The following is an 11,599-nucleotide window of genomic DNA, read 5'->3' as shown; positions in this document are numbered from 1 at the left end:
TGTTGTGCGAGAATTTAGGTTACTCAGTACCGGTACGGTTTCGATCGGGACACTGCTCGATGCGAACGGCTGCGCTACCAAACATCGCTGGCGCGCAGCGTTGGACAGCAGAGGTTGCGATGAGTCGTCGTTGATCACTCCAGACCTGAAGCCGAACCAACACTGCGGCTTGTGCCGACGTACGATGTCAAGCGGAGGTTTTTCCGTGAGCCAGGTCCTTCATTGCTCTTTGATGGGCGCTTCGGAGTTGCGAGCCATCGTGCCCGCCGCAACCTGAAGCGAAGAACCAACCACCCAACAGCCGGCTACAAAGGCTATCAGCCCGTCAGGCAGACTTTGATCAAGGACAAGGATGCTGACGGACAGAGTTGCGGCGATCGCTGCGCTGAACGTTCCGGCTGCACTCATGATCTCGGCCGGCTCGGAACCGTTCCATTCTTCCGAGATGCTCGATGTCGGTTTCCGCGCGACATTGCGGGCCAAGTCGATGCCGACATAATAACTGAGAGCTCCGTAGAGCATTGTTATCAGCACGATCCAGCCGCTTTCGAACAGTCCGACGTTCTGACGCAACAGGGTCGCACCCACATAGAGGCCGCAAGAGGCTCCAACGGCTGCCAGTCCAATTCTTTCAAGGATGTGGGCCGACTTGATCAGACTGGACCGGGGGATCCGAAGACTGCCGAGATGCCTTGTGAGGGAAAATGCGTTTGAAAATGCGCCGCTTATCTTCATTGGGGGGCTCCTTCTGAGTAAGTAGCAGCCTACGGGCCGACCCGAATAGAAGCTGCCAGAAAGCGTTTCTCGATGCCCTTGATTCCAATTTCTGAAAAATCTGTGCTGAGTGATGGAGCTGGCTTGCTCGTGAGCAAGACGAGGAGCCAATCCAAGCTGCGAGCACGCGGCTGCGCAGGCATTGCATCTCACCCGCGTTCGTCAATTAGGTCCGGGTGCTGCAATTTCTTGCGGGAGTGGTAGTTCAGAAAGAGACTGATGCAGTATGAAGCGGTTCACATACCGCTGCTCCCTGTCGCTCCATCCGCTCACGATTTCCGGAGGACTTGTGCAGCTCGCAGTCAGCCCGACCATTCCTCGTTCCAGGCCTGGACGACGTGGCCGGGCGAGACTTCGCGATAGTGCCGCACCGGGGGCTGGTAGTCCGGCGCGCGCACGGGGCTTCTGATCTCGTCGTTCGAGACGTCACGCCGGGTGCCGCGACGGGAGGGATCGGGCACCGGCACGGCGGCCATCAGCTTCTTCGTGTAGGGATGCTGCGGATTGCCGAACAATGCGGCGCGCGGGCCGATCTCGACGATCTCGCCGAGATACATCACCGCGACGCGGTGGCTCATGCGCTCGACCACCGCGATGTCGTGGGAAATGAAGAGATAGGCAAGGCCCATGCTGGCCTGCAGGTCGAGCATCAGATTGACGACCTGCGCCTTGACCGAGACGTCGAGCGCGGAGACCGCCTCATCGGCGACGATCAGCTTGGGCCCGAGCGCGAGCGCGCGCGCGATGCAGATGCGCTGGCGCTGGCCGCCGGAGAATTCGTGCGGAAACCGCGCGGCCATGTCGGCGGAAAGACCCACGCGCTCGAGGAGGTCGGCGGCCTTGTCGCGCGCCTGAGATGCGGTGGCGAGGCCGTTGGCGAGCAAGGGCGCGGCAATCGCCGTCCCCACCGACATGCGCGGATTGAGGCTCGCGAACGGATCCTGAAAGACGATCTGCATGTGCTTTCGAACGTCGCGCAAGGCGCGGCCCTTCATGGCGAGGACGTCCTCGCCGTCGATCAGCACGGTGCCGCCGTCCGGCTCGGTCAGCTTGAGGATGGAGCGTCCCGTGGTCGACTTGCCGCAGCCGGATTCGCCGACCAGCGCCAGCGTCTCGCCGGCCCGCAAGGTGAAGGAGACGTTCTCGACCGCATGGACGCGGCCGGAGACCTTACCGAACAATCCGGAACGGATCGGAAAGCGCGTGGTGAGGCCAGCGACCTCGAGCAGCGGCCGCTGCGCCGTCGAGACGGTGTCGGGCGTCTCCGCCGGCTCGTCCGAGGTCCCCGTCACCTTGTCGACGATCGGAAACCGCATCGGCCGCGCGCGGCCGTCCATCGAGCCGAGCCGCGGCACCGCGGCGAGCAGCGCGCGGGTGTAGGGGTGCGAGGGCGTCTCGAAGATGCGCGTCGTCGTATCGGTCTCCACCGCCTGGCCGCCATACATCACCACGGTCCGGTCTGCGATCTCGGCGACCACGCCCATGTCGTGGGTGATGAAGAGGATCGACATCCCCTCCTCCTGCTGGAGCTGCTTCAGGAGCTCGAGGATCTGGGCCTGGATCGTGACGTCGAGCGCGGTGGTGGGCTCGTCCGCGATCAGGAGCTTTGGCTTGCAGGCCAGCGCCATCGCGATCATCACGCGCTGGCGCATGCCGCCGGAGAAGCGATGCGGATGCTCGTGGAATCGCGACCTCGCGGCAGGAATGCGGACGCGATCGAGCAGGCGCACGGTCTCGGCTTCCGCCGCCGCGCGCGACAGGCCGCGATGCTGGATCAGCGCCTCCGCGATCTGGAAGCCGATGGTGAGCACCGGATTGAGGCTCGTCATCGGCTCCTGGAAGATCATGGCGACGTCGTTGCCGCGGATGTCCTTCATGCGCGCTTGCGGCAGCGGCAGCAGCTCGCGGCCGGCCAGCGTGACACGCCCCTCGACGCGGCCGATCTCCTGCGGGATCAGCCGCATGATCGACAGCGCGGTGACGCTCTTGCCCGAGCCGGACTCGCCGACGATCGCCACGGTCTCGCGCGGCGCCACGTCGAACGAGACGTTGCGGACGACGGGAATCCATCGTCGCTCGAGCATGAAGGAGGTGGTGAGGCCGGCGACCGACAGCACGGGCGCTTCGGCAACGACCTGCTCGGGTGCACTCGCGCCGATGCTCATACTTGGGCCTCGAAGCCTGCCGCAGACAAGGTGCGCTCCCTCCCCCGCCTGCGGGGGAGGGTTGGGGAGAGGGTGTCTCCGCAGGCGAGAACCTCCAAGAGGGGACACCCCCCTCCCGGCGCTACGCGCCGACCTCTCCCGCATCCGCCTTCGCCAAGGCTTCGGCGGACAAGCGCGGGGGAGGTAAGAGGAGCCAACGTTTTCACCATCATCGCACCCTCAGTAACCGCGGCTACGATCAACCAGCCCCGGCAGCTCTTCGCCGCGGCGGTGGCGCGCAATCACGTCGAGCACGAAATCGACCGCCGTATCGGGCATCGTCATGCTGGCATTGTGCGGCGTCAGCAGAATGCGGGGGTGGCTCCAGAACGGATGGCCTGGGGGCAGCGGCTCGGGATCGGCGACGTCGAGCACCGCAGCCGACAAGGCGCCGCTGTCGAGCGCCGCGAGAAAATCAGCCTCGACCAGATGCGGGCCACGGCCGACATTGACGAGCCCCGCACCGCGCGGCAAGCGCGCGAACAGGTCTGCGTTCAGGATGCCGCGGGTCTCGTCGGTCAGAGGCAACAGGCAGATGAGAATGTCGGCCTGCGCAAGGAAATTTGGCAGCACATCCGCGCCGGCGTAGCAGGTGACGCCTTCGATCTCGCGCGGCGAGCGGTTCCAGCCCGATAGCGGAAAGCCGAATGCCTTGAGGCGTTCGAGCACGGCCTGGCCGAGCTGGCCGAGCCCCATCACGCCGACGCGCCGGCGCCTCGCCGGCGTGATCCGAATCTCACGCCAAACCTGCTCCTTCTGCTGGCCGATGAAATGCAGGAGGTCGCGATGCAGGGCCAGCACGGCCATGGTGACATATTCGACCATGGTCTCGGCAATGCCGGGCTCCAGCATGCGGACCAACGGAATGTGAGCCGGAATTTTCGTGGCATCGAACTGGTCGACGCCGGCACCGACCGAGAAGACGAGCTCCAGGTTCGGAAAGGCCGTCGCGAGATCGTCCGGCGGCACCCAGGCCACGAGATAACGCACCGCGCCGGGATCGCCGATGTCGGGCCAGAGCCGGAACGGCACGTCAGGCGCGCGCTCAGCGAAGAAGCGCGCCCATTCGGCGCCGCGCTCCATGTTGGCCTTGTAGAGAACCGTCATGCGGTCCTCAGAACGGACTGACCGGCGCCAGGCGCCGGCCGTCGATCATGCGCTTGTGGCTGTAGGCGGCGGGATCGACCAGCGGCGTCGCACCGGTGACGATGTCGGCGGCGAGCTTGCCGGCCGCAGGGCCGATGCCAAAGCCGTGGCCGGAGAAGCCGGTGGCGAGGAAGAAGCCGGGCAGCGCATCGACCGGCGAGATCACGGGGATCGTGTCCGGCGTGCAGTCGATGGTGCCGCCCCAGGCTTCCGCGATCTCGATGTCCTTCAACTCCGGATTTGCCTTGATCAACGAGGCCAGCGCGGCATTGACCAGCGACATGTCGGGCGCGGGATCGCGCACGCGCTCGGTCTCGAATGGCGACGGCTTGTCGAAGCTCCAGCTGGTGCCGCGCACGATCTGCTCGAAGAAGGACGTGCCGATCGAGAGCTTCAGCCCGTTCTTGCGATGCAAATAGGTCGGCCAGAACGTGCGGGCGTAGCGGAACAGGTCGGGCGACAGCTCGACCGTGCCGCGGTTGCGCAGCGCCAGCGTGAAACCGCCGTCGAGGCGGCGACGAATGCAATAGAAATCCGTGCCGAGCGCGCCGGAGGTGATCTCCGGTCCCGGCGTGGTCCGGCAAGCGGTGGCGTTGACGAGGCCGATCGGCAGCTCGATGCCGTGACGCCGGCAGAACAGCGACGACCAGGCGCCGCCTGACAGCAGCACGGCTTGCGTCCGGATGGTGCCCTTCTCGGTGACGACGGCGCTGACGCGCCCGCCGGTCGTCTCCAGCCCGCGCGCGGCGCAGCCCTGGTGGATGGTGACGCCGTGTTTTCGCGCGGCGGCCGCGAGCGCCGGCACGGCCATCGACGGCTCGGCGCGGCCGTCGCTCGGCGTATGCAGGCCGCCGACCCATGTGTCGGTATTCCCAGGCATGCGCTCGGCAATTTCGGCCGGCGTCAGGACGGTGGAGTGAACTTGCATCTCGCGCGCGACCGCGGCCCAGCGCTCCCAGCTCGCGAGCTCGTCCTTGCTCTTGGTCAGGAACAGTACGCCGGTGCGGCGAAAGCCGGCATCGACGCCGGCGTCGTTCTGCATGTCCTCCCAGAGCCGCAGCGCCTCGCGCGCCAGCGGAATCTCCTCGCGCGCGCGGCCCTGCTGCCGGCACCAACCCCAATTGCGGCTCGACTGCTCGCCACCGACATGGCCCTTTTCGACCAGCGCGACCGAATGCCCCTTCTTCGCCAGATGGTAGGCCGCGGAGACGCCGATCACGCCGCCGCCGATGACGACGACGTCCACCTGCGCCGGCAGGCGTTCATCGCTGTTGATACGATTGAGCGGCGGGGACATGGGGTACTCCTGGAATCGGTTCGATCGAGATCTGGTTCGTCAAGGGATGTTCATGCGCGGGTCGAGCGCGTCGCGCAGCCCGTCACCGAGGAAGTTGAAGCTGGTCACCGCCAGCGTGATGGCAACGCCCGGCGCAATCGCGAGCCACGGCGCGCTGGTGAGATAGATCTGCGCATTGTTGAGCATGTTGCCCCAGCTCGCCGCCGGCGGCTGGATGCCGTAGCCGAGATAGCTGACATAGGATTCCAGCAGGATCGCCTTCGCAACGTTCAACGTCGCGGCCACCACGATCGGCGCGATCGCATTGGGCACGAGCTCGCGGAACATGATGCGCAGGTTCGACGAGCCAAAGGCGAGCGCGGCGACCGCAAACTCGCGCTCGCGCAGCGACCGCACCTGGGCCTCGACCACGCGGGCGACGGCCATCCAGGCGGTCGCCGCAATCAGCACGGTGGTGGTGACGAGGCCGGGCTCGGTGAGCGCGGCCAGCGCCAGCAGGAGGAAGATGGTCGGAAAGCACAGGACGGCATCGACCAGCCGCATCAGGACCGCACCGACCGCGCCGCCATAGAAGCCGGCGAAAGCGCCGACGGCAATGCCGACCGCCATCGCGATCACCATCGCGACGATGCCGATCGAAAGCGAGACGCGGCCGCCCATCATCAGCCGCGCCAGCACGTCGCGGCCGAGCTCGTCGGTGCCGAGGATATGCGCCCCGGACAGCGGCGGCGCGAACCGCTTCATGATGTCGATATAGGTATCGTCGAACGGCAGCAGATACGGGCCGAACGCCGAGCCGAGCACGAGCACCAGGATGATGACGGCGCCGGCGAGCGCGAGCCGGTGCCGGCGGAAGCGCCGCCACGCCGCCTGGCCGGGCGCGAGCTGGACGGTGGAGAGCGCTGCGGTCGCCATCGCTTCAGCCCACCCGGATGCGGGGATCGACGACGGCATAGAGGATGTCGGCCAGCAGCGAGCCGATCAGCACCATGGTCGCCGAGAACATCAGGATGCCCATCACCACGGGATAGTCGCGGTAGCCGATGGAATCCAGGAACAGGCGGCCCATGCCGGGCCAGGTGAAAACGGTCTCGGCCACCAGCGCGCCGCCGAGCAGGGTGGGAAACTGCAGGCCCGCCACCGTGATCATCGGCAGCAGCGCGTTGCGAAGCGCGTGCACCGTGAGAATGCGCCATTCCGGCATGCCCTTGGCACGCGCGGTGCGGATATAATCCTGGTTGATCACCTCGAGCATGGAGGAGCGCATGAAGCGGCCCCACATCGCGGTCTCCACCAGCGCCAGCACCATCGCCGGCGCGATCAAATGATGCAGCAGATCGAGGAAGGAGCCGTCGCCAATGGTGTGCCGGTTGCCGGCCGGCAGCCAGCCGAGCTTGACCGAGAAGACGTAGATGGTGACGAGGCCGAACCAGAAGGTCGGGATCGACAGCGCGATCATGGCCCCGACGGTGGCGAGCGTATCGAACAGCGAATAGCGGCGCAGTGCGCCGAGGATGCCGATCCAGCAGCCGAGCAGCACCGCGATGATGGTCGCCGTCGCCATCAGCTCCAGCGTGGCGCCGAGATGCGAGGAGATCACCGACAGCACCGCCTCGCCGTCGCGATAGGAGCGGCCCCAATCGCCTTTGAGCATGCGACCGAACCAGTCGAGATACTGCACCGGCAGCGGCCGATCGAGCCCGAGCTGCTTGGTGACGCGATCGAGATCTTCCTGCGTCATCTGCCCGGAGACGGCAAATTGCGACAACGGGCCACCGGGCGCCAGATGCAGGATGGCAAAGCCGATCGCCGAGACGATCACCAGCAGCATGATCGCCTGTGCGAGGCGGTTGACGACGTAACGGGCCATCTCAGGCTGCCCTGCGCACCTGATCCGTCAGGCCCAGTACCATTCGCGGATGTTCCAGCAATTGATCGAGGTGTTGATGTTGGGCCGGAATCCTTGCAGCCCCTCCTTCACGCCCTCGGCGATGAAGCCCTGGAACAGCGGCAGGATCGCAAGGTCGTTGCGGATCAGCTTCTGCAGCTCGCCATAGGTGGTCTTGCGCTGCGCCAGATCGAATTGCTTGGCGCCTTGGGCCAGCAGCCGATCGGCCTCCGCGCTCTGATATTGATAAGTGTTGTAGCCGCGGCCGCCCTTGGCGGGAATGGCGCCGGAGCCGAAGCGCGGCGTCACGTCGGGGTCGCTGCCGAGCATGAAGTTCACGCCGACGATCACCGAATTGAACTTGGATTGCTGCCAGAACTCGCCCCAGATCACGGCCGCCGGCATGTTGTTGACGCGCATCGCGGCGCCGATCGCGCGCCAATCCTGGATCAGGAGCTGCTGGGTCTGCTCGCGCGCCGCATTGCCCGACGTGGTCGAGTTGGTGAATTCGAGCTTGACGCCGCCCTTCTCGCGCACGCCGCCGGCGCCGCGCACCCATCCCGCCGCATCGAGCAGCGCATTGGCCTTGGCAGGATCGTATTTGTGCTGCGGCAATCCCTGCTGGGACGACCAGGCCTGTTGCGGCACAAAACTCTCGGTCTGCGTCGGCAGGCCGTAATAGAGCGCGTCGATGATCGCCTGCTTGTTGATGGCCAGGTACAGCGCCTCGCGCACGGCGCGGTCGGCGAAGGGACCGAACTCCAGGTTGGGCGCGATATGCTCCACCGAGGACGTCGAGGAGACGACGATCTTGCGGCCCTTCAGCGTCTTCGCCTCCTGCACGAAGTTCGGCAGGATGCCTTGCAGGCCGGTGTAGTCGACCTGTCCCGTGCGGAACTGGGTGTAGAGCACGGTCAGATCGGGAATGTACTTGAAGACCACGCGTTCGACGTAAGGCCCTTTGCCGTGATAGCCGGTGTGGGCATTGAGCAGGATGTGGTCGCCGGGCACGCGTTCGCCCCAGCGGAAAGGCCCGGTGCCGACGGGCGCATTGTGGAACGGCGAGGCGTTCGGGTCGGACACCTTCTCCAGGATGTGCTTGGGCACGATGAAGGTCAGCGACCCCAGGATCGACATGTAGGGCGAATAAGGCGCTTCCATGCGCCAGTGAATCTCATCCGCCGCGACGACCTTGATGTCCTTGACCAGGCTGTGGCCGACGCGGCTGCGCGCGCGGAAATTGGAATCGTTGATCAGCTCGAGCGAGAACTTGACGTCGTCGGCCGTGAACGGCGTGCCGTCATGCCACTTCACGTCGCTGCGCAGCTTGATCTTCCAGGTCAGGCCGTCGGCCGACAGGCCGCCATTCTCGATGGTCGGGATTTCGCGGGCGAGATCGGGAACGAAATTGCCGGCGGGATCGATGTACCAGAGCAGCGAGAACACTTGCCACCAGACGCCCTGATCGACCTCGATGCCGGGCATCAAGGGATGAAAGACGGTCGGCTCCTGCGACAGCGCCGCGATCACCTGTCCGCGCGGCTTCTCCGGCGGATTGGAGGGACGTTCGCTCTGCGCAAAAGCGTGGCCTGGAAGCGTCAAACCCGCCGCGGCGCCCGCACCGAGCTGGAACAATTGCCGGCGGCTTGGACTGCCGAAGTGGACTCCGCCAACGCCGAACCTGCCGGTGCTGTCTGCCATGACCAGTCTCCGTTCCCGCACGCGGCACCGTCTCCCGCGCCCCCGAGACCCCGGCAGGGGACAGGAGTGGGCTTTAGTGCTTCTAAATTCTTGAACCAAAATTTCATCACGACTAAATACAGCTGTCAATCGCATTGCTAGTATGCGCGACCTTTTCACTCCAACTGATGCCTCGCACCGATGCGGCCGAGGCTCATGATGATGCATGGGAGAGCGACATGGATGGTCGCGGCGACACCAACAGTCCGAAGGACGCCCCGACCAGCGAGGCGGACGATGCGGTCGACCAGCGGCTCGGCGAAACCGTGCGGCTGCTGCGTCAGCGCGCCGGTTTCTCGATCCAGGACGTCGCCAACAAGACGGGTCTCTCCACCGGCATGATCAGCCAGCTCGAACGCGCGCGCGCGATGCCGTCGATCCGGACGCTGCGCCTGCTCAGCATCGCGCTCGACGTGCCCATCTCCTATTTCTTCGAGACCAGCGATCCCGCCGAGGTGCCGCGCTACATCGTGCGCAAGAACAACCGCCGGCTGCTGCGCCTCACCGCCAGCGGCGTCGTCAAGGAAGCCCTCACGCCCGAAGGCAAGGGCCAGCTCGAGCTCTACGAGCTCACGCTCAATCCCGGCGCCTCCTCCGGCACCGACTTCCTGCAGCACACCGGCGAGAAGGCCGGCTACATCCTGTCCGGCAGCCTGCGGCTGTGGCTCGACAACCAGGCCCATGTGCTGGAGGCCGGCGACAGCTTCCGCTTTCCGAGCACCGTGCCGCACATGTTCGACAATCCGACCCAGCAGGCAGCGCGCGTGATCTGGGTGACGACGCTGCGCGAAAATCCCGCGACTGCTTGACGATCCTTCAGCTCAGCCGCCGCCGCAGCGTGGCCGACGGGGTCTCGCCGAATTTTTCGCGGTAGGCCCCGGCCATGCGGCTGAGATGGGTGAAGCCGAGCTCGAACGCGATGTCGGTGACGGAGGCATCGGGCGATCCTTGCGCGAGCCGGGCGTGCAGAGCGGCGAGGCGCATGTCGAGCAGCATCTGCGAGATCGACTGGCCGAAATGGCGGCGGAAGCCGAGCTGGAGCGCGCGGATGCCGATGCCGGAGGCGCAGGCGAGCTGTGCGAGGTCGAGCGGCTCGCCGGCATTGTCCGCAAGATGGTCCCGCGCCGCGCGGAGCGTGCGCGGCAGCCGCTCAGCGCGGCCGGAGAATGTCGTGATCGCATCCGAGAGGCCATGCGGCTGGCCATTGAGGAGATGATCGAGCAGCATTTCGCGCCAATCGGCCATGGCGATCGCCGACAGCCTGCCGGACGGACCTAGACGCTCGGCGAGCGTCATCAGCTCGGCAAGACGGGTTCGCAGCACCCGTCCGGCCGGCGTCTCCAGGTCGATCACCGGATCGAACTCGACGGCGCCCGATGCCCTGCCCGACAGCGCCGCCGCGCGCTGCTCGACGATGCGGCGGTCGAGCAGCAGGATAGCCTGCGCGCAGTCGCGCCACATCATCCGGGTCGGGATCGTCGGCGAGAGCAGCGACGCGGTCCGCTCCGGCGCGGCCTCGAGCTCGGTGATGCCAGCGCGGATCTGGGCCGTGCCCGCGAGCGGAATCTGCACCAGGAAGAAGCGATCGAGGCAACCGGGATCGATGCAGACCGATCCGCCATAGGCGACGTAATTGATGGAGAAACCGTCGAAGGCCGCGCAATTGTGCCGGGCCGAGAAGCCGGCCGCGCGCGCCCGTGCCGGCTTGAGGTCGTGCGGGCAGAAGATGCGTCCGATCTGTTCGGCCGCCTCGTCGACGTCATCGGTGGTGACGCGGGCGAAATCCGCAAGCCGTTCGGCTGCAGAGGCTGTTGCGCTCGTTTCCAGCTCGGCTGCGGACATCGTCGACCATGCTTCGCGCCCGGAATTCCTTTAAGCCTATAATAGTTCCGCAGGGGCGAAAAGGGCCGTAGCTCGCAAATTCGTCGTGCTGCATGACAATAGGTTCATCCGGATTCGTTTAGCGGATAGACAGGCCGCTCCGTGTTGACTGATGCTCCATCCCCGCCGGAATCCAATGGGAGCGCACCATGACTGCACTCGAAAAGGGCATTACCGCCAACGGCACAGGCTACGGCGGCAAGAGCTGGAACATTCTGGGCCAGGTTTATTTCCCCAAGGCCGTCACCGATTCCACCTTCGCGTTCGAAACCAACAGCGATCCCGGCCAGTTCGTGCCGGTGCACATCCATCCGACCCAGGACGAGTTCATCCTGGTGCAGGAGGGCACGCTCGACCTCAAGCTCGACGGACAATGGGTCAAGGCCCATGCCGGCGATCTGGTGCGCATGCCGCGCGGCATCCCGCATGGCTATTTCAACAAGTCCGACAAGCCCTGCCGCGCGCTGTTCTGGGTCTCGCCGATGCAGAAGCTGGAGGCGTTGTTCAACCAGCTGCACAATCTGACCGACCCCGCAGAAGTCGTGCGCATCTCGGCGCTGCACGAGGTCGATTTCCTGCCGCCCGAGGCCAACGACTAGGTTCCTCCGCCACTGCATCCGCTTGCTGGTCCGCCGGCCGCGCCTTGCGGCCGAACGTGGCCGCTTGCGC

At 65.7% G+C, this 11,599-nt stretch carries 10 protein-coding genes; 2 read left to right on the top strand and 8 right to left on the bottom strand.

Going from position 1 to position 11,599, the window contains the following annotated elements; translation table 11 throughout:
* Positions 1-219 precede the first annotated feature (219 nt).
* The 7 genes from DCM79_RS26000 to DCM79_RS25970 all read right to left on the bottom strand — a co-directional run bounded on the left by DCM79_RS26000 (position 220) and on the right by DCM79_RS25970 (position 9,010).
* Complete coding sequence (locus DCM79_RS26000; protein WP_257176963.1) at positions 220-735, bottom strand: hypothetical protein; 516 nt, start codon at positions 733-735, stop codon at positions 220-222.
* A gap of 341 nt (positions 736-1,076) precedes the next feature.
* Entirely contained in the window at positions 1,077-2,939 is a 1,863-nt protein-coding gene (locus DCM79_RS25995; RefSeq protein ID WP_257176962.1) for an ABC transporter ATP-binding protein, read from the bottom strand.
* Between the two features lie 219 nt (positions 2,940-3,158).
* A complete protein-coding gene (locus DCM79_RS25990) occupies positions 3,159-4,085 on the bottom strand; it encodes a glyoxylate/hydroxypyruvate reductase A (RefSeq protein ID WP_257176961.1) in 927 nt (308 codons plus the stop codon).
* A 7-nt stretch (positions 4,086-4,092) separates the two neighbouring features.
* Positions 4,093-5,421 carry an FAD-binding oxidoreductase gene (locus DCM79_RS25985; RefSeq protein ID WP_257176960.1) on the bottom strand — a complete coding sequence of 443 codons (1,329 nt, stop codon included), beginning with the start codon at positions 5,419-5,421 and terminating at the stop codon, positions 4,093-4,095.
* Between the two features lie 39 nt (positions 5,422-5,460).
* Positions 5,461-6,336 carry an ABC transporter permease gene (locus tag DCM79_RS25980; protein ID WP_257176959.1) on the bottom strand — a complete coding sequence of 292 codons (876 nt, stop codon included), beginning with the start codon at positions 6,334-6,336 and terminating at the stop codon, positions 5,461-5,463.
* 4 nt (positions 6,337-6,340) lie between these two features.
* Positions 6,341-7,291 carry an ABC transporter permease gene (locus DCM79_RS25975; RefSeq protein WP_257176958.1) on the bottom strand — a complete coding sequence of 317 codons (951 nt, stop codon included), beginning with the start codon at positions 7,289-7,291 and terminating at the stop codon, positions 6,341-6,343.
* Positions 7,292-7,318: 27 nt separating this feature from the next.
* Positions 7,319-9,010: a peptide ABC transporter substrate-binding protein gene (locus DCM79_RS25970; protein ID WP_257176957.1), complete on the bottom strand. Its 1,692-nt coding sequence runs from the start codon at positions 9,008-9,010 to the stop codon at positions 7,319-7,321.
* Positions 9,011-9,228: 218 nt separating this feature from the next.
* On the opposite strand from DCM79_RS25970, the gene DCM79_RS25965 reads away from it, so the two are divergent.
* Positions 9,229-9,858 carry a cupin domain-containing protein gene (locus DCM79_RS25965; protein WP_257176956.1) on the top strand — a complete coding sequence of 210 codons (630 nt, stop codon included), beginning with the start codon at positions 9,229-9,231 and terminating at the stop codon, positions 9,856-9,858.
* Between the two features lie 7 nt (positions 9,859-9,865).
* On the opposite strand, the gene DCM79_RS25960 is transcribed toward DCM79_RS25965, so the two are convergent.
* Positions 9,866-10,891 (bottom strand): AraC family transcriptional regulator, encoded by a 1,026-nt coding sequence (locus tag DCM79_RS25960; RefSeq protein WP_257176955.1) that lies wholly within the window; start codon positions 10,889-10,891, stop codon positions 9,866-9,868.
* 188 nt (positions 10,892-11,079) lie between these two features.
* Between DCM79_RS25960 and DCM79_RS25955 the strand changes: the two genes are divergently transcribed.
* Positions 11,080-11,529, top strand: a complete 450-nt coding sequence (locus tag DCM79_RS25955) for a cupin domain-containing protein (RefSeq protein WP_024339447.1) — start codon at positions 11,080-11,082, stop codon at positions 11,527-11,529.
* Positions 11,530-11,599: the final 70 nt, after the last annotated feature.

This window comes from Bradyrhizobium sp. WBOS07 (assembly GCF_024585165.1).
Taxonomy (GTDB): domain Bacteria; phylum Pseudomonadota; class Alphaproteobacteria; order Rhizobiales; family Xanthobacteraceae; genus Bradyrhizobium; species Bradyrhizobium japonicum_B.
The sequence above is the reverse complement of the archived record's forward strand: the minus strand, read 5'-3'. Positions and strand labels throughout refer to the sequence as shown.